Annotated in this window: 18 protein-coding genes and 1 pseudogene; 9 read left to right on the top strand and 10 right to left on the bottom strand. The window is 61.0% G+C overall.

All coding sequences use genetic code 11. The features are described 5' to 3' along the window. Window positions 1-226: 226 nt before the first annotated feature. Together OKW37_RS02605 and OKW37_RS02610 are read left to right on the top strand one after the other, a co-directional pair. A complete protein-coding gene (locus OKW37_RS02605; protein ID WP_429401090.1) occupies window positions 227-628 on the top strand; it encodes a hypothetical protein in 402 nt (133 codons plus the stop codon). Further along, complete coding sequence (locus OKW37_RS02610; RefSeq protein ID WP_429401092.1) at window positions 621-4,109, top strand: WD40 repeat domain-containing protein; 3,489 nt, start codon at window positions 621-623, stop codon at window positions 4,107-4,109. Before OKW37_RS02605 ends, OKW37_RS02610 begins: the two co-directional genes overlap by 8 nt. 434 nt (window positions 4,110-4,543) lie before the next feature. On the opposite strand, the gene OKW37_RS02615 is transcribed toward OKW37_RS02610, so the two are convergent. After that, entirely contained in the window at window positions 4,544-5,056 is a 513-nt protein-coding gene (locus OKW37_RS02615; protein ID WP_429401094.1) for a hypothetical protein, read from the bottom strand. A gap of 1,803 nt (window positions 5,057-6,859) precedes the next feature. Between OKW37_RS02615 and OKW37_RS02620 the strand changes: the two genes are divergently transcribed. Then, a complete protein-coding gene (locus OKW37_RS02620; protein ID WP_187639387.1) occupies window positions 6,860-7,378 on the top strand; it encodes a Uma2 family endonuclease in 519 nt (172 codons plus the stop codon). A 36-nt stretch (window positions 7,379-7,414) separates the two neighbouring features. On the opposite strand, the gene OKW37_RS02625 is transcribed toward OKW37_RS02620, so the two are convergent. Next, window positions 7,415-7,786 carry a hypothetical protein gene (locus OKW37_RS02625; protein ID WP_429401096.1) on the bottom strand — a complete coding sequence of 124 codons (372 nt, stop codon included), beginning with the start codon at window positions 7,784-7,786 and terminating at the stop codon, window positions 7,415-7,417. Between the two features lie 312 nt (window positions 7,787-8,098). Here OKW37_RS02625 and OKW37_RS02630 point away from each other — a divergent pair. Next, window positions 8,099-9,284: pseudogene (locus OKW37_RS02630) on the top strand (FIST signal transduction protein). Window positions 9,285-9,447: 163 nt separating this feature from the next. Here the strand turns inward: OKW37_RS02630 and OKW37_RS02635 are convergent. Continuing rightward, window positions 9,448-9,789, bottom strand: coding sequence for a hypothetical protein (locus OKW37_RS02635; protein WP_429401098.1), 342 nt, complete (start codon window positions 9,787-9,789; stop codon window positions 9,448-9,450). A gap of 223 nt (window positions 9,790-10,012) precedes the next feature. On the opposite strand from OKW37_RS02635, the gene OKW37_RS02640 reads away from it, so the two are divergent. The 4 genes from OKW37_RS02640 (at window position 10,013) to OKW37_RS02655 (ending at window position 12,756) form a co-directional block, all read left to right on the top strand. Next, window positions 10,013-10,360 carry an MTH938/NDUFAF3 family protein gene (locus tag OKW37_RS02640; RefSeq protein WP_187639383.1) on the top strand — a complete coding sequence of 116 codons (348 nt, stop codon included), beginning with the start codon at window positions 10,013-10,015 and terminating at the stop codon, window positions 10,358-10,360. Between the two features lie 24 nt (window positions 10,361-10,384). Beyond that, a complete protein-coding gene (locus OKW37_RS02645; RefSeq protein ID WP_187639382.1) occupies window positions 10,385-10,597 on the top strand; it encodes an ATP-binding protein in 213 nt (70 codons plus the stop codon). Then, a complete protein-coding gene (locus tag OKW37_RS02650) occupies window positions 10,594-11,040 on the top strand; it encodes a cupin domain-containing protein (protein ID WP_429401101.1) in 447 nt (148 codons plus the stop codon). The genes OKW37_RS02645 and OKW37_RS02650 overlap by 4 nt, the downstream gene beginning before the upstream one ends. 117 nt (window positions 11,041-11,157) lie before the next feature. Continuing rightward, a complete protein-coding gene (locus tag OKW37_RS02655; protein WP_429401103.1) occupies window positions 11,158-12,756 on the top strand; it encodes a SagB/ThcOx family dehydrogenase in 1,599 nt (532 codons plus the stop codon). A gap of 1,960 nt (window positions 12,757-14,716) precedes the next feature. Here the strand turns inward: OKW37_RS02655 and OKW37_RS02660 are convergent. From OKW37_RS02660 to OKW37_RS02690, 7 genes are all read right to left on the bottom strand, one after another. After that, window positions 14,717-15,466 carry a response regulator transcription factor gene (locus OKW37_RS02660; RefSeq protein ID WP_184061688.1) on the bottom strand — a complete coding sequence of 250 codons (750 nt, stop codon included), beginning with the start codon at window positions 15,464-15,466 and terminating at the stop codon, window positions 14,717-14,719. A 303-nt stretch (window positions 15,467-15,769) separates the two neighbouring features. Next, window positions 15,770-16,585, bottom strand: coding sequence for an ATP-binding protein (locus OKW37_RS02665; RefSeq protein WP_429401707.1), 816 nt, complete (start codon window positions 16,583-16,585; stop codon window positions 15,770-15,772). Beyond that, window positions 16,480-17,631 carry a sensor histidine kinase gene (locus OKW37_RS02670; RefSeq protein ID WP_429401751.1) on the bottom strand — a complete coding sequence of 384 codons (1,152 nt, stop codon included), beginning with the start codon at window positions 17,629-17,631 and terminating at the stop codon, window positions 16,480-16,482. The genes OKW37_RS02665 and OKW37_RS02670 overlap by 106 nt, the downstream gene beginning before the upstream one ends. 677 nt (window positions 17,632-18,308) lie before the next feature. Further along, window positions 18,309-19,229 (bottom strand): ornithine cyclodeaminase family protein, encoded by a 921-nt coding sequence (locus OKW37_RS02675; protein ID WP_429401106.1) that lies wholly within the window; start codon window positions 19,227-19,229, stop codon window positions 18,309-18,311. Window positions 19,230-19,276: 47 nt separating this feature from the next. Beyond that, complete coding sequence (locus OKW37_RS02680) at window positions 19,277-20,269, bottom strand: asparaginase (RefSeq protein WP_429401108.1); 993 nt, start codon at window positions 20,267-20,269, stop codon at window positions 19,277-19,279. Window positions 20,270-20,323: 54 nt separating this feature from the next. Further along, on the bottom strand, window positions 20,324-21,574 hold the full coding sequence (locus OKW37_RS02685; RefSeq protein ID WP_429401709.1) for a D-amino acid dehydrogenase: 1,251 nt from the start codon (window positions 21,572-21,574) through the stop codon (window positions 20,324-20,326). A gap of 187 nt (window positions 21,575-21,761) precedes the next feature. Continuing rightward, entirely contained in the window at window positions 21,762-22,853 is a 1,092-nt protein-coding gene (locus OKW37_RS02690) for a GlxA family transcriptional regulator (RefSeq protein ID WP_026225747.1), read from the bottom strand. Between the two features lie 320 nt (window positions 22,854-23,173). Between OKW37_RS02690 and OKW37_RS02695 the strand changes: the two genes are divergently transcribed. Then, the gene (locus OKW37_RS02695) at window positions 23,174-24,298 is read left to right on the top strand and encodes a branched-chain amino acid ABC transporter substrate-binding protein (protein WP_429401711.1); all 1,125 of its coding nucleotides are present in this window, start codon (window positions 23,174-23,176) and stop codon (window positions 24,296-24,298) included. Window positions 24,299-24,736 lie beyond the last annotated feature (438 nt).

Genomic DNA, 24,736 nt, shown 5'->3' on the forward strand with positions numbered 1-24,736 from the left:
CGTCATTCGCGTGGATCGTCGCACAGACGTTCGGGTGTCGGCTCAGCCCGGCAATCGGCCATTCCATTCAGAATGCGGGCGGTTCCTAGCATCAATAACACCTTTCCAATATTTATGAAAACTGCACCATTCGTTCGCGTCCTATAGTAATGGCCAGATGCCGGCTCTATCGCGACGCTTTTGCAGTTAGAGCGGCCCCAGAACTCGTCTGTCCGCGGAGCGTACAATGGACCCCATTACGACTGCCGTCATCGCTGCGGTCTCGGCCGGTGCAAGCAGCGAAATAACCAAAAAAGCCATCGCCGAAAGTTACGATGGACTGAAGGCTTTGCTGAAAAAAAAGTTTGGCAGCGACAGTGATGTCGCAGACGCGGTCGACAAACTCGAGAAGAAGCCGGACGCCGCGGGTCGTCGGCAAACCGTGGAAGACGAACTGGTTGAGGTGAACGCGGGCGACGACCCGGATTTGCTCGCCGCTGCTCAAGCGCTCCTCGACCAGATTAAGGCAACATCGGGTTACAAGCACAACGTCCAGTTCGCTCACGGCACGGGAATCGCCCAGGCAAGTGACGGCGGCTCCGCGAGCGTCACCTTCCACGATTCGCGACCACCTACGAAAAATGACTGAACCGGATCACGGGTGGCAGTCCGCACAGGGCGACGGTATCGCGCAGGCGTACGGTCCGGGTGCGAGTGCGTCGGTCGAAATCCACCACCACTATCCAGCGTCGTCGCCGGTGTCGTTGCAATGGCCGCGACCATGGGATTTCTCTGGTTACATCAGCGAAAAGCGCACGGACTTCACTGGGCGCGATTGGCTGTTCGACGAAGTGCGTGCGTGGTATGACGACAATGCCGGCGCGCAGGCGCTACTAATCTGCGCCGACTACGGTGTCGGCAAATCGGCTTTTATGGCCGAGCTCACATGCAATACGCGCGGCCTTCGAATTGCGGCCGGCCACTTTTGTCATCACGACACTGCTGAAACGCTAAATCCGGCGACGTTTGTACGCAGCGTTGCGGCACAACTCGCCAACACGCTGCCAGAATACCGCTCGGTCGTCCAGAGTAACCCGGACGCCCGCCGCTGGCTCGATGACGTACAGGTTGATCCGGGAAGCGCGTTCGAACGAGCGGTCATTGGCCCTCTCAACGCGATCAAGTTGCCTGCTGGGCCGCAGGTGTTGCTCGTGGACGCGCTGGACGAGGCACTCGACTTCGAGGGCAACCCGAGCAGCAGTGCTCCAATCACGATCGTGCGGTTGCTGGCGTCCCGTGCAAGACGTCTACCTGGGTGGCTGAGACTTCTCGCGACGAGCCGACGGCGACTTGAAGTCTTGCAGCCAATTAAAAGCTCGTTCAAATGCGAGATGCTGGACGCCGAAGATAGTCGCAATCTCGACGATATACGTCACTACGTGACCAGTCGGTGCGCCGGCGGTGCACTGTCACGGGTACTAGAAGGTGGCAACAAGAGCGCGGACGAGATAGCTACGTTGCTGTCGAGCGCTAACCAAGGGGGCGGCAAATTTCTGTACGCTGTCATGGTACTTAACGATGTCGAGCGCGGCGTGCTGCCGCTCGACCGCCTAAAGGGTCTGCCACCAGGTTTGGACGGGTTTTATCTAGATGCGTTTCAGCGACGTTTCGCGAAAGAGGAAAATTTCCAACCTGTCGGCGCACTCCTGGGCGTGCTGTGTGTCCAGCGCGAACCGTTGTCGCGAGCAGAGCTGGCGGCAATTCTCAACATGTCTGAAGCTCGCATCGCGCAGATGCTCAGGCGGTTCGAAGACTTCCTGCGTATTCGTTCCAAGCGCTATTCATTCGACCACCTTTCCCTTGCACAATGGCTCAGCGAAGAAACTGACGAGGGTTTCCCCCGTGCGGACCGCTTTTCGGTTGCGCCGGAAGACTCGGAACTACTAATTGCAGCGTGGGCTCGCCGAGAGCTAGCCGCGGGGCGGGCGCATGACTCGAGGTATCTGGCGCGGCATCTCGCCGCGTACCTCAGCCCGCAGGAGCGCACGGTCCATTTCACGAAGCTACTCCTCGACTTCCGCTGGCTCGAAGCCCGGCTGCGTGCAGCGGGAGTAAAAGCGTTGCTGATGGACTTTGCAGACGTGGAAAGGACTCCTGCAGCTATGGCGCTGGAGCGCGCCCTTCGCCACGGCGCACACGTGTTTGGACACGACGATAACGACTGGCCGAAAGCCGATCTGCTGGCGTCGCAGCTTCTTGGGCGGCTGCAGTCGCAGATCGATCCGGAGGTCCGCGCCTTGTGCGCGCAGGCAGCAGGGCAACTCGTGAGTTCCGCTGGCTTACGGCCTCTCACCGAGAGCCTGCGTTCGGCCGAAGCGCTGCTCCGTACCTTCGAAGGCCACACGGAGGAAGTAACCGCACTCGCGTCGCTCGGCGACAGCCGGCTGGCATCGGGGGCCGGGGACAACACGATTAGACTTTGGAACCTGGAAAGTGGCGTATGTGAGGCCACTCTCCGAGGGCATACTGCTCGGGTTACCGGGCTCGTGGTGCTGCCCGATGGACGACTAGCGTCGGGGTCGTGGGACGGTACGATTAAGCTGTGGAATCGAGTGAGCTGCGCATGCCAGAAGACTTTCGAGGGTCATACGCAATTCGTTAGCGCCCTTTTGCTGTTGGCCGACGGACGGCTTGCGTCGGGGTCTTGGGACAATACGATCAGACTTTGGGATCCAGCGGGCAATGCGTGCCAGGCGGTCTTTCAAGGACATATGGACCGAGTGAACGCCCTCGCTGCGCTGGCCGACGGAAGGCTCGCATCGGCTTCGGACGACGGGACAGTCAGGCTTTGGAACCTCGCGAGCCGTGTTTGCGAGGCCAAGTTTGAAGAAGGCGCTCCGGTTTCTGAGCTCGCGGTGCTCGGCGACGGGCGGCTCGCTTTGGCATCAGCGGACGGCAGCGTCAGACTGCTGAACCCCACCAGTGGCGGTGAGGTGAGGCTCGAAGCAGCTGGCGCGATGTTCGCACTTGCGGCCGTGGCAGACGGACGGCTGGCGGCGGCGTCAGATGACCACGTTATCAGAGTGTGGAACCCAACAAGCGGCGCGTGCGAAGTGTCGCTCGAAGGACATATTGATCGCATACGAACGCTCGTGGTGTTGACCGACGGGCGACTCGTGTCAGCGTCGGACGACAGAACGATCAAACTATGGAATCTAGCGCGCGGCCCAAGCGATGCAGCGGGCGAAGGACACGCGGGTTCGGTATGTACGCTCGCGGCCTTGAGCGATGGGAGGTTCGCCTCAGGATCGTCGGACGACTGGGACGATCCGACCATTAGCATTTGGAACTCGACGAGTGGTGCGTGCGAGGAGAAGATTGAAGGTCACACAGAAGAAGTGACCGCCCTCGCGGTGCTCGCGGATGGACGCCTAGCGTCGGCGGCTGCGGACTTGACGGTAAAGCTATGGAACCCAACGACCGGCGCTTGCGAGGCGACTTTCCAACGCTTCGGGGCGACCTATCAGCGTTTCGCACGGGTGACCGCGCTTGCGGTGCTGGCCGACGGGCGCCTCGTGTCAAGTTCTGATCATGACTGGATCAAGGTGTGGGACCTGGCAGATGACATACGCTTGTCGGGGCGTCAAGCATGCATTGATAACGTATTCGCGCTCGCGGTGCTGGCCGACGGGCGGCTTGCGTCCGGATCGTACGACAAAAAGATTAGGCTGTGGGATCCGGAGGAATTCTTCTGCGTAGCGACGCTCAGAGGGCACTCAGACTTAGTATCCGCGTTAGCGGTGCTCCCCGATGGGCGGCTAGCGTCAGGATCAAACGACAAAACAGTTAGGCTGTGGAACCCCGAAAGCGGCGAGTGCCAAGCGACGCTTGAGGGCCACACAGAGCCGGTCTCCGCGCTCGCGGCACTGCCCGGCGGGCGCCTCGCGTCCGGATCGGTGGACAAGACGATTCGCGTCTGGCAGGAAGATGACGGACGCTGGACGGGGTCTGTCGGCTTCGTCGCTGAGGCAAAGATTTTGTCGCTCGCTTTCTCTGGGTGCGCTAAAGTGCTCGCAGCGGGAGACTCGAGCGGACGCGTCCATTTCTTGAAAGTCGAACCGAGAAACTGAAGCTTGCTTTAGAGCTTGATCAGGCGCCCGCGGTCTGCAGGCGGATTGCTTTCGCCGAACGCACTCTTATCGCCGTATGCATGTAACGCGCTATAAAAAAGCCAATGACCGGGGCCGCAACGGCGTCGGCTGTATGTTGTTGACAGCGGCAACCGGGTAGTCCGGAAAAGCACGCCGGTCGCACCAAGATAATGCGCGCGATTAAGGCAAAGAGCGACTGACCGATTTCGGCAATTACAAGGGGTTTCGCCAATTGATGCCCGCTTGCTCAGATAAGTCTCGGCCTTTTTTTGGAAGCCGCTGTCTCTCACTTGAGAGTGACTGTGCAAGACAAAGACGCGCCAGGTGCGTCGCGACCGGCGAACGACAGCTAGAATTCCGAAATGCGACATTGATGCTGCGATTCGCGACCGGCCGCATTGGGTCGTCATGAGTCAGACGAAGGCAGACTGATCAAAGTCGGGAAAGTTAAAGGTGAGCGATGGGACCCGGGCGGACGCACGATCGGGTGAGGGCAGGCGGGCGCAGTGGCTGCGCTGCGGCGAGACAGCCGGGTTGGATAGTGTGTGTATGCTCGCTACGGTAACGTGTCTGACCAGCAGGAAACACTCCGGCAGCCGGGATCCCGGCGCGCTGGCTGTGCGATGCGTGATCGCAACTGCGGGTCCCGCGTCGAGCCGATCCGGGCCGCCCTGGTGGGCAACTATCTTCCCGAACACGTCTTCGCGCTGCAACCGGCCCTGGCATTCAATGACTTCTACCAGGCGCGCGTTGACGAATGCGATGCCTGGATCAAGTGCACATTGGCCATGCTTTCCGCCTGTAAGGCCGTGCCGCAATAGCCATTGGGAAAGATGCGCAGTCGGATCCAGCAGCCCAACGCGCTGAGCTTCGCCGTGCGTACCCTCATGCACCAGCTTGCTGGCGTCGACCTCACCCAGATTCATTGAATCGGCTCCTGCCGGGCTGTGCGTCTCGTCGCCGTATGCGGCACCGATCTCGACCCATGGCGGACCGCCAGGCATTTCAGCTCCTGGCTGACCCTGTCGACAGGGTGCAAGGCGAGCGGCGGAACAGTCCTGTTCCCGACCGAAGCGATCGGTATAGTTCAGGACCGCCGTGTGCGTCTGCGCTCCGATCGGTGAATGGCTCGTTGGCGCGTACATGGCACGGCCTCATCTGGCCGTGATCCCGACGTCTAACTTGCAAACATGAACGGCCGGAAAGCCGCACCAGAACTGGCCTGTTTCCACGGCAAAAAGTTAGACAGAAGAGCGCAAGCCATTGAATTGACGGTGAAATGTGGGTAATGAGCGTGCAGGGATTCGGTCGTTCAAATCCTCTCGCCCTCACCAATACCAGCAAGGGTTTGCGGCATTTAGAGTAAACCATGTCTAATAATCGCCGCAGGTACGCTACCCCGGCGGACCTGCGGCGGTCGGCGCACCGCCTGTCCAGGCGGGGAGGTTCGGCGACGGAATTTACAACTCGCATATCAACACGCGGCTGAAGTCAGCACGATGTGGAGCCACCGTGCGCATCGCACCACGCAACCTCCAGGGTGAACGGAGTCAGGGCTTGATACAAAGGACTACAGATAAATGTGCTTCAGCGATGGTGGGACGGCGCGGCAGGGTGGAGCAGCGCAGAAGCGGTGATCCAGCCGCCGCCGTCCCGGTGGCCGACAGTCATTGCACTCGGAGGTGAACTATGAGCAAGAGCAACGGTGGGCAGACAACAGGCGGGCAGTCCCCGGCAGCGGGCTCGAAGACTGGTAGCCCTGGACGCGGCCGAGCGCCGAACGGTTTCTACGGCGGAAACTGGCCGGGCACTACTGGTGGCACATCTGGCGGCAACCGCGGGAACGCAGCACCTTCTGGCGGCAAGAGGTAACTACAAGGCTTTGACGAAAATTGGCCCGAGGGGCGAGCGGGCGCTGTGATGAAGTGCGGCCGACGTTAGCAACGTAGACGCTCCTAACCGGTCCTGCGCGATACCGCATCGTCTCGCTTGCTGGATACTGGCATGCGCGGAAGTACGGACGGAGCGGTGAGTGACGTCGCCAACAAGGATATTGCCGGCCGACATGCTCGATATTGACGCGTCCCTACGCTGGCTTTTCAGTGCGGCTCAAGCGCGTCGAGCCGAGCCCGCGCAATTTCATCGGGATGCGTGCAGTGATATGCGTCGAACAGGCGCGAGCACACCTCTGCGAGGTCCGCCAGGTTCAGAGCCTGGTCTGGATGGTCGACCTCTTTCGCGGTAAGTATGTCGTCGAGTACCGGCGCTAGTCGACGAAGTTGCCGAAATGTCTCCAAATCTAGTTCCATATCAATTCCCTTTGCAGCGTGAACTGAGGCCTTGTGGCTGCCAGACCGTACGGCGCGGTTCGGAGTCGCGTGCCGAACGTTGTACGCCTGTGAAAAGACCGACCGGCGAATCCACCACGCTAACACTTTCATATGTCTCACGCAGAGGACGGTCTCTCGGCCTCAGCCGATAAGACTGCGTTAAACCTCGGAAGTTTTTGCGCGACGCACAAATTTCTTAAGAAGTTGCCTCAGCATTCCCGGGCTGAGGCTTGTCTCGCACCCCAGCGGCCGGCGCGCGCGTGCGCTGGAAATTGAGGCGGTTTCAAGATTCGAGCTTGACATTACTGAGCCGGAGTTGTGCGTCGCACAACAACTGAATTGTTAAATTCAAAAGAAAAGGGTATACGCTTACGCAACTTCCCTACCGGAGGCTTGTTCGTGTCGACTTTGCTTCAGCAGGACGGACTCGTTGCTACATGGTGCCGGATTAACTCTGGCGCCGAAACGGGCGCCTTGGAATGTTCTGAGCTCGACGCATGCGGCGAAATCGTGCCGCATCCGCATCCTTCAGGTCGACGACAGATTGTCATGACTGACGTGTACTGCCAGATTGCCGAGACGATAGGCCACGTCGCGGCGATGTCGGTTGCGGTGGCGACCCGCTCCTTTGGGATCCGTGTACCTGACGTGGTGTGGATGCCCCCGGAGAGGTGGGAATCAATCGACCGGGAACTCCCTGTTCCGTTTGTTCCGGACCTGTGCGTGGAAGTGCTTCTGGACCGACGGATGCCGCAAGATATTGGGCACAGAGTCCGGGCCTACCTGGAGGATGGTGCCCGCGAGGTCATCGTCGTCGGCCAACGCGGCGAACTGCAGTTCTACGGCGCTCATGGGCAACTTCAAGCATCAGCGTTTGGCATATCTTTGTCGCTCGAGCCAATGTACTTCGACGCATAGCGCCGTCGTCCACTGAATCCGTTGGCCGAAACTCAGCTAGCGCTTTATCTGGGTGGGAAATCGCACGTACGCTGCTTGCGGCGCTCCAGGCGTCAGTTGCAGTTCGTGCTTGCCATGCCGCCGCCGAGGTTCGTGGTCGTCCAATAGATGCACTGTCTGCGGCTGCCGCGCGTTGACCGCGTGCATGTAGTTCGCCCACGCGGACATGCTGTTTGCGAACTGCTGATTTGCAATCTGCTCGGCCTGGAGCTGTCGCTCGTGGTTTTCAACGAGGCGAGCTTCCCGGTACTGTCGGGCCGCGTCGACGGCGGCTTTCCCTATTGCATACCGGCGCTGCGCGAACTCGCCGTAGGTGACCAGGCGGTCAAAGTCCGGCACTGGCCATGTATGTCCGTAGTGGGTCGACATGAGCCTATCGCGGGACGCGGCGCGCGGCCAGAAGTGGCCGGTGACTAGTCTATGTCGACTGACAGTTCGCCGCCGAGGCTCATCCTGACCGGGGCGGGTTCGACCAGGGTGAACTCGATGTTGAACGGCGCGACTTTCCGGGCCACCGCCTCGACGCAGCCTTCGCCCCCCCACTCGTTGATGTGGTAGAGGCTGAAATTCGGATAGGCAGTCGGTCCGCCTGCCGCCTTGATCGCGGGTTGCTCAACGGCCGGCTGAACATACCTTGCCTGCGTAGGTCCAATTTATTCTGGTCTTCGACACGTTTCCGCCATGTCTCGCGCTTCGTTTGTCCACGCACACGCTGCCCACGCCGATTGGCGGGTGGCCCTGGCCGAGTGCCAGAGGCAAGTGCAAACTCAAATTTCGACGCGTGCGGCACAGGAAAATGAACCCGGACCGTTCACGCTCGGTTGGTGCTACCTGAGCGACTATTACGCACCCGCGTCCGAGGCAATCCTCAGTGAGTTGCACCGGGGTCTGCCCGGCGTCGCTTGGGTCGGTACGGCCGGTGTCGGCGTGGCCGCTAGCGGCATCGAATACTTCGACGAACCGGCCCTAGTGTTGATGGTCGCGCCGCTGCCACGGGAATCGTTCCGGCTATTCTCCGGCCTGCAGCCAATGCCTGCGACGTCCTCTGGGTTCGTGGCCCATACCGCGCTGGTACATGCCGAGGGCGGCACACCCGACGTGCAAGAATTGCTGCACGAGTTGAGCGCACGCACAACCACTGGATATCTCTTCGGCGGGCTATCCTCGGCGCGAAACCGTCCGCTACACATGGCTGACGGCGTGTTCACCGGCGGTCTGTCCGGAGTGCTCTTCGGCCCCGAGGTCGGTCTGATCTCACGTGTGACGCAGGGCTGCCAGCCGATCGGGCCGCTGCGCACCATCACGCAGGCCGAACACAATCTGGTGGTCACGCTGGACCGCAGGCCTGCACTCGATTGCGTGTTGCAAGATCTTGGACTCGACCTGGATCTGCCAATCGATGCGTTTTCGGAGGCGCTGTCCACCACCCTGGTGGGCTTGAGCATCGGCGCCGAGGACGTGCCGAAGTGGCCTGGAAGGTTCGGCGCGGATACACTCGTGCGGCACCTGCTGGGCGTGGATCTGGAGCACCGGGTCTTGGCGATTGCGGATCTGGTCGAGCCCGGCATGCATCTCGCCCTTTTGCACGCGCAACCCCGAAGCCGCCCGGGTCGATCTGGTGCGCATTGCAACGGAAATCCGCGCGGAACTCGAAAGCGGCACGGCGGGGCACCTATCGGGCGCCCTGTATGTCAGTTGCTCGGGACGGGGCGGCCCGCACTTCGGTGCGCGGCATGCGGAATTGCAGACGGTGCGAAAGGCGCTAGGTGACGTGCCGCTGGTGGGATTCTTCGCCGGCGGCGAGATCGCAAGGGATCACCTTTACGGCTACACGGGGATATTGACGGTCTTTACGAGCCGGGACTGATGCCCTGAACTGTTCTGATCGGCGCTCCGGCCCTGTACGCCAACAGCCATTCGCATGCCGCGCTGACAACTCCATGCATGCCCTTTTCGAACCACGCCTTGTTAATGACGCGTTTGGCGACCCGGGTCTATAGACAGTCGCGAGCATCGTCGCGCTGTGTCGATCACCGCCCCGTCAGCATCCGCAGGATTTTTTGCACGATGCGCTCATGCAGCTCCAGCGCCTCATCGAGCATCCGTGTTCCGTAGCTCTTGTTCTCTCGCGCTTGCATTCCGGCGATGCGCGTCACAAACAGCAAGGGCTCCCCAGTCCTGGCTTCGGACACACCTCGGAAGCGGGTCGTGACCGTTACGCCGGATTCTTCCAGCAGCGTGCGGCGGAAGATCAGTTCGTTCTCGGCCATCCAGCGCGACCACTCGCCGCGGTCGAACACCTCGACGGGCCTGTTCTTCGCATCGAGGACATAGACGTTTTCCCGCCTGGGCGGGACGGAGCGGGTCTTCATATTTCAATTGGGAGGCGCGAGCAGGAAGCCGATCGCCTCCCGCCACCAGGTTTCGTCGACATAGCCAATCCAATCGTTATGTTCAGCCTCCTTCACGATCATCAGTTGCCTCGGTTCGTGCTGCAGCGCAACCCGGCTCCGTACCTATAATCGATTTGCTGGCCAGGCGTTTGTTGGCCTGATGCAATGATTCGTGGCCAGTGCAGGAGCAGTGGAGGCGGCTATGCACTTCGACGCATTTTCTTTTGGTTCTATCCGCATAGATGGCGTTACTTATCAGCATGATGTGGTGATCGACCGCGGGCAGGTTCGCAAACGCAAAAAGAAGCCATCGAAGGCGTTCCGCGAAGCGTTCGGGCATACACCGCTATCGATGGCCGAGGCCATTCCCTGGAGTTGCCAGCGCCTCGTGATCGGCACGGGCACCGGAGCGTTGCCGGTGATGGAAGAGGTGAAGCAAGAGGCCGCGCGCCGGAAGGTCCGACTGCTTATCGTGCCGACGGAGGAAGCCATCGCCACCCTCAAGGAGCGCGCTCATGGAACAAACGCGATTCTGCACGTCACGTGCTAGGCGGTGCATCTGGCGCGGCACTTCGTGGGACAGATTGATCTCGAGTCGCGTCCCACCAGCGGCAAGGGCTGCGGTCTCGGTCTCGACATCGCCTACCGGATCGTCGTCAACCGGCATGACGGCGCGATCACCGTAGCGTCGCAGCCGGGCGCGACGACGTTCCAGGTGCGGCTGCCGCTCGGCGCGCAGGCCGCGGGCGGCGACGAGAATCCTCGACTTGACGGAGACAGAGAATGACTCCAGGCGGCGCGGTACCAGGCGAACCCATCGAGGTCGGTCAATTGAGCATTCGATACCTGATTGATGGAACCGCTACTGGCGGCATGGGTGTATTCGAATTGACTGTGCCACCCGGCTCACACGTTCCACCGCCGCATCGACACACCCATAACGAGGAGTGCGTCTATGCGCTCGAGGGCATACTGCGGTACTCGGTCGATGGCGTAGAGCGGGACCTGTCGCCAGGAGACTGGATGTTCACCCCACGCGGAGCGGCCCATCACTTCAGCAACCCGCACAGCAACTCGGCCCGCGCCTTGATCGTCATTGCGCCCGACATTGGCGCTCAGTATTTCCGTGATGTTGGAGCAATCGTCAATGCTGGCGGTCCACCCGACCGCGCGAAGCTTCTCGCCGTGATGGCCGAGTCCGGGCGGGCTGGTGCCAGCACTACGCATTGAATAGCAGTTGCCGAACCATCGCGTCCCGAGAATGCCCCCGCATCTCGGGAGCGGCAATTTGCATCGGCTCGTGCTCCGGACAGCCGCACGTGCGGGTATTCTTGGTCTGAGGTGAACATGGACCCGCTAAAGCATGCGCTGCTTGAATATCACGAACGCAGCAAGCACCGCGTCAACTCCTACGCTCCCGGCCCCGGGAGGCTGGATTGGGCAACCCAGCCGGATCCGTTCCGTGTGTTTCACGGCACGGCGCGCGTTGGTCTGCCGTTAGCCGCGGACACACTCGCGACTCGCTACAACGATCTACGCCGCGGCACCCTGCCGCTCGCGCACGGATTCGATCTATCCAATCTGGCAATCCTGTTCGAACTTTCGCTCGGCCTGTCGGCGTGGAAATCCTATGGCGCCCAGCGGTGGGCACTACGTTGCAACCCATCGAGCGGAAATCTGCATCCGACCGAGGGCTATCTGCTGTGTCCGGCACTGCCCGACTTGCCCGGAGGCGTGTATCACTATCTGAGCCGGAGTCATGCGCTTGAACATCGCGCCGCAGTGGAGGATCCGCAATGGACCGAGGCGTTTTCAGAGAGCGGCGTCCTGCTCGGCGTAAGCTCGATCTACTGGCGCGAGGCGTGGAAATACGGTATGCGCGCTTGGCGATACTGCCAGCACGATTGCGGCCATGTCGTCGCCGCAGTGAGCTACTCGGCGGCAGCGCTAGGCTGGCAGACGCGGCTGCTTGAGGAGACCGCCGATGACGCAGTGGCCGACTTGCTTGGATTGGACCGCAGGGAAGACTTCGGAGTGGCCGAAAGAGAGGCGCCGGATGTTTTGCTCTGGATCGGCAAGCCTGCATTGCGGCCTGATCTCGAGCGCATGCGGACCGCGCTGGACAAGGCTCAGTGGCACGGGCGCGCGAATCAGCTGAGCTCGGGACACGTGACGTGGGCGGATATCGATTCGATTCATCGCGTCACGCATAAGCCCCCGACTCGCGCACCGACCTCGTCGACTCCGCAACAGCGCCCGCCGCCCGCGACGCCGGCCCTCGATCTCAACTTTGCCCGGATCGCCCGACAGCGTCGCAGTGCGGTGAATTTTGACGGTACGACGTGCATCACCACGGGGGCGTTTTTCAGCATGCTGGCGTGCCTGTTGCCACGTCGCGACACGCCGCCGTGGAATGCACTGATGTCTGCTCCCGCAGTGCACGCGGCACTATTCGTGCACCGCGTGGACGGCCTGGAGCCGGGCCTGTATATGCTCGTGAGAAATAGGGGCGCGCTGCAGGATCTCAAACAGTCCATGCGTCCGGAATGGCTGTGGCAAAAGATCGGACCAGACTGTCTGCCGCTCTATTTTCTGCTGCCTTACGACCTGCGCGCCGCGGCAAAGTTGATCTGCTGCGACCAGGATATCGGCGCTGATTCCTGCTTTGCGCTGGGGATGCTCGCGAGTTTCGAAATCGCCTTGAAAGAGCCGTGGCGATATCGCCACCTTTTCTGGGAATGCGGCATGCTCGGCCAGGCGCTCTATCTCGAAGCCGAAGCCGCCGGAGTGCGCGCCACGGGGATCGGCTGCTTTTTCGACGATGAAATGCACGCGCTGCTCGGCCTGAAAGATCACGCCTGGCAGAGCCTGTATCACTTCACCGTCGGTGGCGCATTGGACGATCAACACCTATGCGCCCTCCCGCCCTATGAGGTTCAGCCCTGAAACGAGAGTCCCGTGTCTCGACGCGGGCGAGGCGGTTTTCTCCGGCACGACAGAGGCCGCTACATCGGAAATCCGTCGGCAAAGCTATCGCGGAGATAGCTGACGAACAGGCTGACTGCACGCTAAATGGCTTGAACCGTCCGCATCGGGCAGGAGCCGGCCAGGAAGCGTCATTCGGCCGTCGCGTCGCTCGGACGTTCAGACGTCGGGTCCGCCCAGTAAACAGTCATTCGACTGGCGAAGGCGAATGTTGCTTCGTCGGCCATAGCCGACGTGGGACCGGGGTTCGGTTCTGCGTCAGCTAGGGGCATTGCCGTCAGCGGCGGCGTTGAGCAGTCCGACGGCAGCTTCCGCGACCGGTGCCCTTGCACTTTCGACCCATTCGGCATCTCTTTTATCAATCGTATCGGTCGTCCCGGTCGTTTCAGAGAGCGAGTTGGCTTATCGCGACACAGCCGCCAAGTTAACTACCCTGATAGATATCGCACGACAGGCCGACCACGCACGGTTGACCGTCTCGGGCTTTGCCGTAACCATCTCGTCCGCCAGGTTGGGCTCCATGGTCCCACGGACTGTCGCCGTCCGTCGGCATCGCCCGCTGCGATGAATTTATTGCTTGCTGGCTGGAGGAGTGGCTAGTGGCGTCTAACGGTTGCATTTCCTGAGAGTAGGCAGCGCCGGCCGCGGTGAGCAGGAATAGCACGATGGTTACGGCCGAGGGTTTCACTTTCATTTCTTCACCTTTCGTCATCAATGGATTGCGTTAGCGACGCCGAACTCGCGGCCGGGGAAGGAATTCCAGAAATGCGCGGCCCAGACGTCGTCTTAAGTGAGCGTTCCCGCGAAGGTTGAATTGACGCGAAGAAGAGTTGGCCGTGGCCCGCACCACGCTGACGTCCTGCCAGCTGCAACTGGCGCGGCGATTTCGAACTCAAGCTTCGCGACCGCCCAAATGCTCGTTATGACGCCCCTTTCACTTGCTCCTGAAGCGCCGTCGGGCCTCTCGCGTGTCGTGGCGCCTCCCCTCTCAGGAGGCGCCACCTGAAAGAGTGACAGCGAACTCGGTAAGCCGGACCACTTTCCAGTCATGGCTCGCGCGCCGTCAGATCGGTGTTAGCTCCCTCCAAAAAAAACGTTGCATTGTGGATCCATCCGGCACGGTCTGGCATGTTTTGCACCGGCTTGTACCCGTGTGTCGGGCGTACCGCCGTATGCTTCCATCCCCGCACTCGGGTCAGCGGCTTGTGTTGCGGCGCTTTCTTGCGGGGCGGGTTGAGAGGCTTCCGGTGTGCCTTGCGAATGGGCAACACCGGCCACGGCAAACAGCACGACGGCGGATGCGACTATCAGTGGTGATTTCATGCTGGTTCCTTTGTGTACGTTGAGTTTTCCATTCATGCGATTCGTTATTTGCGTGCCCCGAGCTCGAAGTCCACGCGCATCGAGCGTGTCGCGCACGAGCCGCAACACCGGTGGTGATTGATTGATAAGGTTTCGTGAGAGGGCTCGTTGGAGTTAAAGCAATCAGCCTGTTCACTTCATGTCGACCTGCAGCAGTCGTCGCACGAGCCAAGGCCGGTTCAGCTCTTCACGACGACCAACCGCTCTGGGTACACTCGGCGAATGCACCCTCTGCGCTGCTGTCATACTCATTCTTGGTCAGGCGAAACGCCGTCGCAACGCACATGCGTAGGCGGTCGACAGCAATCGTCGGCGAAAGATGTATGCACTGTTATCGTCCGATCCCGGTGACATGTCGGATACTCGCCTCCCGACGCAGCTCGTTCCTGAAGTGGTCAGGCGCTGGGCGAGCGCGCGTCACCTGGCTGATACATTTGTGGCTGTTAGTAGGGATAGCGACCTGTTATTTTGCTTTTTTTTCGCGCTGCGGCCACGCACGAGGCGTTGTGCATCGTGCTGTTAAGCAAGTCTTCCACTCCAGAAAGCACGCTGCCTGAAGTCAGTCGGTTGATTGTCCCCCAGCAGCCGGTAGTCTTCGGTCAAGCGCCGGATCCGTGACCGGCGGGACGCCGAGCTTGATCCCGCTATTCGCCAGCATGACGATGAGTTCCGTACGGCGCCGGAGATTGAAATGCGCAAGCAGATGACTGATGTATTTCCGTACCGTAATGTCCTCGAGGCCCATTCTCAGGGCAATGGCCTTGGACGGAAGTCCGCGCACCAGCCACGCCAACGTTTCGAACTCTCTCGGTGTGAGTCCCAGCTCGGATGCATTGCTCGTTTCCGATTTAACGCGCGGCTCACGATCCTCAGGTCCATTTGCCGGAGTCTCATCAGTGTCCATCTCACGACTGAGGCTGGCGATGCTGGAGGCTGGTAGGAATACGCCCCCCGCAAGCACCGCGCTTATCGCCGCACGAAGCGCTTCAGGCGGCGACGATTTGGGCACGTATCCCATGGCGCGAAGTTGGATGCATCGACTGATGGTTTCCACTCGCTCATCGGCCGATATCACGATCACCGGTAAGGACGGTCGCGATTCCTTCAATTCGGCAAGCGCGTTGCAACCGTTGCCATCGGGCAGGTCGAGATCGAGAAAAACGATGTTCAGGAGGTCACAAAGCGCATGATTCAAACCCTGCGACAACGTGCTCGCGTGCAGCAACTCGATGTTCGGAAAGAGTTCCGTCAGTAGAAGCGCCAATCCGGCTCTGAACAGCTCATGGTCGTCGACGATCAGTACGCGCATTCCATCGTCTCCCGGAATCGTATTCGAGCCAGGCTGCGATTACACATCGGAGGAGGGTTCAATCGACAGTGATCGTCCGATGTCCCAGGTCAGATAGTACACACTAGCGGTGGATCTACATGGCGCCGCCTGAAAAGTGGCGGTTTTCATCCACCATTAGACGAATCGAGCGTATCAAGGGGACCACCGGGCCTTGCATGGGCCAATACATCAGTCATCTGTTCGCATACTTCAAGTTGCGGCGCCGTGCAGCACTCACCGTGATGCTGGCAGAGAAGGGCGTTACGCTCGGGACGCTTTCAGTCACTGATCGTTCGCGAGATCGAGATTCACCTTCCGTCGAGCGGTCACGAACCGGCTAATCTCGGCCAGCAGGTCTTTCGGGGCGGAGGACTTGCGCAATAGCACGAACGGTTCGGGAAAGTCGCGAAGGATGTGATCGGACAGCAGCTCGCCGGTGATAAATGCGACGGGAATCACGCCGGCCCACGCGAAATGACGCCTGAGCCGATCAGCAACCTCCTTGCCGGTTACTCCCTCGCGCAGACGAATATCGGCGACGATGAGATCGGGAATGCGGCTGTCATCGGCAAGGACGGCTTCGAATCCAGCCATCGACTCGGCGGCGTGCACGAGCGCGCCCGCGCTCGAGAAAAGACGCCTCAGGCCTTCGAGCACGGTAGGTTCATCGTCGCACAGGAGCATGAACGTGCCAGCGAGATCGGGCATGCAGACGTCGCCATCCTGAGCATTTTCGCCGACTGTCGGGGCGGATGCCGAAACCGTCGCGTAAAGCGAAAATCGGGATCCGCGCCCTTCCACGGACGCGAGACTCATGCCATGTCCCGGCAGGATATGGATCGCACGCTGCACGATCGACAGCCCCAGTCCCAGTCCTTTCGAACGGTCGCGCCCCGGATTGTTGATCTGATAGTACTCGGAGAAGATCGCGTCGCGATGTGCGGGCGCAATGCCGATGCCGGTATCCCATACATCGATGCGCAGCCGTTCATTCAGTTGCACCCAGCCAAGCACAACGCCACCCGATGATGTGTTCTTGATCGCGTTCGATACGAGATTCGATACAGCCCGCTTGAAGAGCGACCGGTCGGTCGCGATAGACGGGGGTAGCCTCGCCGTCCCGCGATCCTTAGATCGATGCCACGCAATCGGGCCGTCTCCCGGTACTGCTCGAAGACCTCGGTCAACAGGCCGTGGGTGTCGACCGGTACGACATGGGGAACATATGAGCCCAGCTCGCTGTAGTCCTGAATGTCCTTGAACATGTCGAGGATGTCGGACGCGGTCTCCTCGACGACATCGAGCTCGCGATCCACGGCGTATCCGTCCCTGATCCTCGTCCGGGCGCTTCGGATGAAAAGGTTGATTGCGGCCAGAGGCTGCTGGATGTCGTGATACGCCGATGAAAAGAATCGCTCTTTCTCCCTGACGAGCTCTTGCATGCGTCGGTTCTGCTCGTTGACCACACGCGAAGCCGCTTCGACGCGCGCCTTGGCCGCGCGCAAGGTGCGCCGGTACATGAATTCGCGCCTCGCGGCACGTTCCAGCGGGATACTGACGAGCAAACCGACGATATACATCATCGGCACCATCGTGGCGTGCGCGATCACCGACTCCATGCGCGCGCCGACGCTCTGGCCATCGGGCTTGAGATAGAGCATCACCAGATAACTGACGACGCATAGGCCGACCAGCCACGCCGCCGTAATTACTCGAAGCCGGAAGGCCATGAATATCATGAAAAGGGCAAACGTGAGGATCGGATAGGCCTCCCGCCAGGCCAGGTCGCCCGGATAGATCTGTACCATTCTCAGGACCGCGAACCAGCAACTGAGCGTCCAGACACTGAGCAGCCCGACGCTCCAGCGCTCGTCGAGTGCGTGTCGGCTCCACAACAGAACGGGCACCGTCATGCCGATCGTCCCGGCGATTCTCAGGACACAGAGTTCTTTGTGGTGCAAGTGGGCGGGATCGAGTATGTCTAATCGCCCGAGGTCGTGGACGGAAAACACGACCCACAGCACGGTGAAGATTGTGATGGCGAGCCTGCGCTGTCCGAAGAAGCGCCGCGCATAGTCCATCCGGAACGCGCGTTCCTGAGCCGCCGATCTGAACCTGCGCACCGTGAGGCCTGACGATCTCATGACGACGCTCGATCAGGAAATTCGCCGTCCGCGGATAGGGCAGCGTGCAATTCAAACAGAATAGCAGGCCGCCATCCAGAGTCATACACACAAATGTAGCGGTCTCGATGCGCCTGCCCGCCCAGGAACGCCTACGTTTCCAGACTCGGTTCCGGGCCGGCAAACGAGAAATGCGCTTTCTTCGTAACTGTCATCGCCTCGGTACGGCCTCTTCTTCCGGACTTTCATTCGCATTATTTTTGTTCTTGAGGCGGTTCGGGCGTTTGCCTCGCCTCATCGCAACCGGACGTTACGGCAACGCTCGTTAAAGGAGATTCTCGTGAAAACAGGGGCTCAATACCACCACCGTCAGCAATCTGCCACATTGCTGACGTAGAGCCCAACGGTCCCAGTGGCAGCAATGCCGATCGACCTGCCGTGCGACCCGCGAGATTAAGCGGCCGTTGCACCTCGCAAACGGCCATTGGGGGCGTGTCGAGCCGACAGGCAGTTGTGGGTCGGCTACGGAAGTTCGACGCGGCGGTGCGGCCGACGATCACCGGAGGCCGCTCGATTTCCGGGATCGGCCATGAACCGACCATCGCACCGTGACGCCGAATGACTCAAAGTGGGGCTATCGCGGCCAGTCATTCACTCACAGTCTCGGCGATTTAATACATGATCTGGAAGGCGTGCTACTACTCTTCGCGGGTCATACGGCGTGTGATCAGGCCGGCTAGCGCAATGTCCGAAAGACCGAAGCCGAGCGACTTAAAAATTGTCACGTCGCCTCGTGCGCGATCCGCAATCTGGGGATTCGTGAGTACCACGCCGAGTTCGACGACGCGGTCCCCGTCGACAACACCCGACGCGGCCATCAGCAGATCGCCCGCTTCGGTACGCGCCTGCTCCAGCGATTCGACGACAAGCGTGCTCGCGCGCGCCAACAGCGCGTCGTCGAGTTCGCGCGCATCGGGTTTGCTCGAACCGATCGCCGCGACGAATGCGCCCGCCTTCACACACGTGCCGTCAAAGAGGGGCGTCGCGCTTCGCGTCGCGGTGACGATCACATCGGCGGCCTGAGCGGCTGCGTGCGCGTGGCTGCCTTCGATCAGTTTGTCGGGGAAATACGCCTGCATTTCCGCAACCGTCTGCGCGACATGGTCGATTCCGGCGATCAGCACGCGCTCGATGCTGGAATTGTCGGCGAGCGCCCGGATATGGGCTCTGGCCTGCCGGCCGGTGCCGAACACCGCGAGCACGCGTGCATCGGGCCGTGCGAGCGCATCGCTGGCGATACGCGTGACTGCGGCGGTGCGGAATTCGGTCAGTGCATCGCCGTGGAGGATCGACATCAATTGTCCGTCTTCGCTCGAGAAGAGCGGAACGACGAAATCGAACCGGCCGCGATGCGTCGAATAGATCTTCGCGCCGCACACACCCGCGCTCGGCAGGATTGCACCCATCGCACTAATCGATACATGCTCGCCCTTCGTTCTGACGCGCGGCTGAACCGATGCGCGGCCCGCGCCGTGTTCGATCAGCGCAAGGCGCAGTTCGGCAATTGCGTCGCGCATGGTGATCAGACGGCGCACATGGTCGTCGGTAATGAAATGCATGATGTTGTGTCGGGTCAGATGAGAGTTGGTCGTCAGGAACGGCGGTTTCAATAGCGCTCGAACGCGGCCTGCAACGTATTCGTGTCGCAGCCTTGCGTGAGTGCCAACGTGAGAAGCAGTCGGGCTTTCTGCGGAACCTGGTCGTCGACGGTCAGCCAGCCATACTCGTCGTCGGGTTGCGCGCCGTTGCGCAGCACGATGCCGTTGCCGGTGCGCGATGCCCGAACCACGTGCACGCCGCGCCGCGCTGCTTCCCGAAGTGTCGTGAGCAGATGGCTGGCGACGTTGCCGTTGCCGGTGCCTACAAAGATCAGCCCGCGCGCATTCGCGGCGATTGACGCGAGCGCATCGGACTCGAGTGCGCCGTATCCGTAGACGATGTCGACTTTGGGCAGGCCGGCAAGCCCGTCGAGCGACCACGGCGTGTCGAGCGTATGCGCGCGCGATGGGCGGCGATAGTAATGCGGCACGCCTTCGATCACATATCCAAGCGCACCATAGGGCGAACGAAACGCTTCGAGCTTGAAGCTGTTGCTCTTCACGACATCGCGCGCAGTGTGTATTTCGCTATTGGCGACGACCAGCGTGCCGATGCCGCTCGACGACGGGTGCGCCGCGACCGCGATTGCATCGTAAAGATTAAGCGCCGCATCGGAACTCATCGCCGACGGTGGGCGCATCGATCCGACTACGACGACCGGTTTTACGCTTTTGAGCGTCAGATGCAGAAAATACGCGGTTTCCTCGATCGTGTCGGTGCCGTGGGTGATCACCACACCGTCCACATCCTGCCGGGCAAGCACATTGGCAACGCGCTTGCCGATTGCGAGCAGATGCTCGTTATTGAAGTTCTCGGAGCCCGTTTGCAGCAACTGCTCCGAGCGCAGATTGGCCAGCGCCAAGGCATGAGGGATGGTATCGAGAACCTCGTCGATGCCAAGCACCGAGCACAGGTAGGCAGACGTGTTGACGGCGGCTTTGGCCCGGCCGGCAATGGTGCCGCCGGTGCCGATTACCAGGATGTTGGGCTTTGCTGTCATGCGGGTTTGATCAGGTAGGGGGAACGCGCTCGCGAAACGCATCGCATCGCGGCATTAATTGGAAAGGGCGAACGTGCGGCGCAGTTCGTGGCCGGTGCTGCTTGCCAGCCAGTCAGCGAGCAGCGCGGCGGAACCCGTCGCGAGCGTGAATCCGAGCGCGCCGTGGCCGACGTTGAGCCACAGGTTGCGGTAACGTGTCGGTCCGACAATCGGCGTGCCGCGTGGGGTAGCCGGGCGTAGGCCGGTCCATTCGCGGGCAGTGATGGACCCGGTCAAATCAGGGAGCAGAGCGGCTGTCTCGGTATGCAGCGTCCCCAGCCGGATGGGATCGGCTTCGAGCGAATAGCCTTCAATGTCGGCAATTCCCGCAACGCGTAATCGATCACCCAGTCGCGCATAAACGACTTTGCGGCTGAAATCCGTGACGCTGAGGCGCGGCGCGACCGTCTCCGGTTGCAGATCGAACGTGAGGCTGTAACCCTTGAGCGGATAGACCGGCACACGGATATGCAGCGCCTTCAGAAGGTGTGCCGCCCCGGCGCCCGACGCGACGACGATATGATCTGTTGCGAGCGGTGCGCCGTTCTGGAGAGCTTCCACGTCGCCGTTCGCGTTGAGTCTCAAAGTGTCGATCGGCGTATTCATCAGCAAGCGAACGCCTCGTTCGCGCAACACGGCCGCGAGGCCTTCGCAGAAGCGCAAACAATCGGCGGTTTCCTCGCTCGGTGTATGAATGCCGCCCTGGAGAAGCGGCTTGACGTGTGAGAGCGCCGGTTCTAGTTCGACGCAGGCGTCAGCGCTCAGCGCCTGCTGTTCACAACCGAGCGCGCGCTGGAATTCGAGCAGACTCAGGGCATTTTGCATGGCGTTCGCGTCACGGTGCACCACGAGCTTGCCCGAGCGAACGAAGTCGAAGTCGAGCGTGGGTTCTGTGCCGATCAGCTCGTGCATGAGCGTTCGACTCAGGAACGAGAGCGACAGCAGACTGCGTGTCGTCAGTTCGCTGCGTTCGCGAGTGCATGCTGAGAGAAATTCGAAGCACCAGCGCCATTGCTCGACGCTCAGCTTGGGCCGCAGACGCACCGGCGAATCGCGCTGCGTCAGCCAGCGCGGCAGCTTCGAGACGACGCCAGGGCCGGCGAGCGGCGCGACATAGCTGTACGACAGTTGGCCGCCGTTGCCGGAACTGGTCTCGCCCGCGACGTCCGCGTGCCGGTCGGCGACCGTCACGTCGTGGCCCGCGCGACTCAGGTAATACGCGCTCGACAAGCCGATGACGCCTGCGCCGACGATCAATATCCGCATGCTGCCGTACTCGCTCTCTGGGGTGATTTGCGTTGGGGCGTGTGCCATGCGATGCATGGTTTGCCCGATAACTACACTGTACGGTGGCATCGACGCAGAGGAATTGCACCGATCTGCCGGAAAATAGAAGAAACGCGACAGATGCCTGAGGGACGAGACGAAATGCGCCGCGCGCGGCCCGCGAGGGTCAGGCCGCGGCGGCGCTCCGCGACGCGCGTAGCTTGCCCGGTGTCACGCCATAAGCCTCGCGGAACACGCGGATGAAATGTGCCGAGTCGGCGAAGCCGCACTCGTACGCAATGTCAGTAATCTTGCGTGCCGTGTTGACGAGCATCCAGCGCGCGTAGCGCATGCGCATGCGCCGATAGAACTCGTTCGGCGATGTGTCCATCTCCGCCATGAACGCGCGTTCGAGATTGCGCACGCTGGTGCCGATCATCTTCGCGATGACGGCAATGTTCAGCGGTGCTTCGAGGTTCTCTTCCATCAGCAGCACCGCGTGACGCACCGTGGCATCGTCGACGGAAAGGTAGCCGAGCGCCGCGCGCCGCTCGACAAACGAGGAGCCGCCCTGACGGCTCACTGTCATCTGATGAATCACCTTCGACGCGCGATCCGGCCCGCAATGCAGGCTGATCAGGCGCGCGGCCAGTTCGACCACGGAAATCCCGCCCGCACAGGTGATACGGTCACCGTCAATCAGATAGTCGGCGTGCGTGATGACACGCAAGGCCGGAAACATGCGCCGGTAGTCGTCGAGATGGAAGCTGTGCACGCAGGCGACGCGATCTTCGAGCAGGCCCGCACGCGCCAGCACGAAGCTGCCGGTGCACATGCCGACTAGCGGAATGCCCGCGTGGAGGGCCTGTTTCAGATAATCCCAGTAGCGACGGTCGACGTGATCGAGATGCGGCAGCAGGCCGCCTATCACGACCAGATAGTCGAATTGCGCGACGTCTGGAAACGCGGACTGCACCTGCACCGGAATACCGCAGCTCGCCTCGACCGATTCGCCTTGCACGCCGACGATCGTCCACAGGCAGCGCAACTGCCGGCTCTGGTCGCCGCGATCCGCGGCATGGCGCAGCGCATCGCACAGGCCGGCGAGCGACAGCATGGGAAAGCGCGGCCATAAGAGGATGCCAACGCTCAATTCCGCTTCGGAGCGGCTTTCGCGTTTCTGGAGCGTACGCGGTAACGCGTCCAACTGCTCGACCAGTTCGTGAGCCGCCTGCGCATGGGGCTGGGAAACGCTAGTAGGAGGGGCAGCAGTCGGCATGCGCGAACTCGTGGGCGGTTCGTTCTGATTATACGGTGACGGGTTGCGAATCGGTGTGGCTGGCGCTTGCCGCAATTCTTCTATTTTCCGGCAGATCGATTCAATGCCGCGGCATTCTGGCTGCATAAATTTGTAACCGCTAACGAACGACGCCGCGCCCCGAGGTGCGGCACGCTCCAGCGAAGGCAGGCATACCGGCCGCATTGAGACGCGTGCGGCTTGTGCGTCCGGTCGACAGACGGCGCTGGCCGCTCGTCCCGGCCAACCACAACTACTTTTTCGGGTGAAGCATGAGCAAAAGCATAGCCTTGGGTCGCGGCATGGCGACTGTCGGGATTCTGGGAACGTTGGCGGCCGCTGCAATGGGCGTCGCCCGTGCCGACGAGATGGTGAAGATCGGCGAAGCCGCGCCCGTGACCGGACCGGCTTCGTACCTGGGCAAGGACACCGAAAACGGCGCGCGCCTCGCGATTGAGGAAATCAACCAGAGCGGCCTCGTGATCGGCGGACGCAAGGTGACGCTGGTGTTCGACGCACAGGACGATGCCGGCGACCCGCGTCAGGCGACCCAGGTTGCCCAGAAACTGGCGGACGACAAGGTTGTCGCGGTGGTCGGGCACATGCAGTCGGGCTCGACCATTCCCGCTTCAAAGATCTACAACGATGCGGGTATCGTGCAGGTGTCGCCATCCGCGACGAATCCGGCGTACACCCTGCAGGGATTCAAGACTGCGTATCGTGTCGTCGCGACGGACGCTCAGCAAGGTCCGACGCTTGCCGACTACGCGGCAAAAACGCTGAAGGTGAAAACGGTTGCGATCGTCGATGACTCGACCGCCTACGGTCAGGGACTTGCCGTCGAATTCGAGAAGCAGGCGAAGGCGGACGGCATCACGGTGTTGTCACATGACGCGAGCACCGACAAGGCGGTCGATTTCCGCGCGATTCTCACCAAAATCAAAGGCGAAAAGCCCGACGCGATCATGTACGGTGGACTTGACGGCACGGGCGGCCCGTTCGCGAAGCAGGCGAAGCAACTCGGCATGACGGTGAAAGTACTGGCCGGTGACGGTTTATGTGCCGACGATCTGGCCAAACTTGCCGGCGACGCATCCGATAACGTGATCTGCTCGATTGCCGGTGCGCCGCTGCTGAAAATGGCCGGAGGACCAGCTTTTGTCGAACGTTACAAGAAGCGTTTTGGCTATGCACCGGTCTTGAACTCACCGTTCGCATACGACGCGGTGGGCGTTATCGTCGCTGCGATGAAGCGCGCGCAATCGACCGACTCCGCGAAGATTCTCGCCGCGATGCCGGCCACCGACTACCACGGTGTGCTCGGTGAAACGCAGTTCGATTCGAAAGGTGATCTGCGGCACGGCGTAATTTCGCTGTACAAATATGTCGGAGGTAGACAGACGTTACTGGGCGTCGTGGAGAAGTAATCGCGTTTTAGCAGTCTTTTTGTTTCCTTATAAACCCCGCTTCCAGACTTGTCGTTCCTGCAGCGGCACAGGCGCTCGTTCATGTGCCGCTTTCTTACGACACCACGATTTCGGTTCACGCTTTGCAGGTACTCTGCGACGCTTTAATACGCGTTCCCATCTGACCTTCACTGGAACGAAGGTTGACCTCAAATGGACTCCGCAACCGCGCAGGCGCTCGCGGGCGGCAAGCGGCAAATGTTGGCTATGGCTAGAGTGCTTTCCTCAAGGTACCAAACTGGCTAGACGGAGGAACTGAGTCCTGCGAACAACGACAGGCCGATATCAACGCTAAAACGGACACCCGCAATCTGGCCTGAAGGGCTGGTCAGGGTCGGGCACGGCCGGTCGCATCAGGGCGGAGGCCATCAGCGGCCGGTTGCCCGCGCTGCCGTACGG

The sequence above is a fragment of the Paraburkholderia sp. MM5482-R2 genome (assembly GCF_050436125.1).
Lineage (GTDB): Bacteria > Pseudomonadota > Gammaproteobacteria > Burkholderiales > Burkholderiaceae > Paraburkholderia > Paraburkholderia tuberum.

Coding starts and splice junctions, on each gene's coding strand:
- OKW37_RS02625 (WP_429401096.1), bottom strand. CDS start 7,786: ATGTCGACCCACTACGGACATACATGGCCAGTGCCGGACTTTGACCGC.
- OKW37_RS02660 (WP_184061688.1), bottom strand. CDS start 15,466: ATGCGCGTACTGATCGTCGACGACCATGAGCTGTTCAGAGCCGGATTG.
- OKW37_RS02675 (WP_429401106.1), bottom strand. CDS start 19,229: ATGCATTTCATTACCGACGACCATGTGCGCCGTCTGATCACCATGCGC.
- OKW37_RS02615 (WP_429401094.1), bottom strand. CDS start 5,056: ATGAATCTGGGTGAGGTCGACGCCAGCAAGCTGGTGCATGAGGGTACG.
- OKW37_RS02610 (WP_429401092.1), top strand. CDS start 621: ATGACTGAACCGGATCACGGGTGGCAGTCCGCACAGGGCGACGGTATC.
- OKW37_RS02685 (WP_429401709.1), bottom strand. CDS start 21,574: ATGCGGATATTGATCGTCGGCGCAGGCGTCATCGGCTTGTCGAGCGCG.
- OKW37_RS02635 (WP_429401098.1), bottom strand. CDS start 9,789: ATGAAGACCCGCTCCGTCCCGCCCAGGCGGGAAAACGTCTATGTCCTC.
- OKW37_RS02605 (WP_429401090.1), top strand. CDS start 227: ATGGACCCCATTACGACTGCCGTCATCGCTGCGGTCTCGGCCGGTGCA.
- OKW37_RS02680 (WP_429401108.1), bottom strand. CDS start 20,269: ATGACAGCAAAGCCCAACATCCTGGTAATCGGCACCGGCGGCACCATT.
- OKW37_RS02670 (WP_429401751.1), bottom strand. CDS start 17,631: ATGAGATCGTCAGGCCTCACGGTGCGCAGGTTCAGATCGGCGGCTCAG.
- OKW37_RS02695 (WP_429401711.1), top strand. CDS start 23,174: ATGGCGACTGTCGGGATTCTGGGAACGTTGGCGGCCGCTGCAATGGGC.
- OKW37_RS02640 (WP_187639383.1), top strand. CDS start 10,013: ATGCACTTCGACGCATTTTCTTTTGGTTCTATCCGCATAGATGGCGTT.
- OKW37_RS02650 (WP_429401101.1), top strand. CDS start 10,594: ATGACTCCAGGCGGCGCGGTACCAGGCGAACCCATCGAGGTCGGTCAA.
- OKW37_RS02690 (WP_026225747.1), bottom strand. CDS start 22,853: ATGCCGACTGCTGCCCCTCCTACTAGCGTTTCCCAGCCCCATGCGCAG.
- OKW37_RS02655 (WP_429401103.1), top strand. CDS start 11,158: ATGGACCCGCTAAAGCATGCGCTGCTTGAATATCACGAACGCAGCAAG.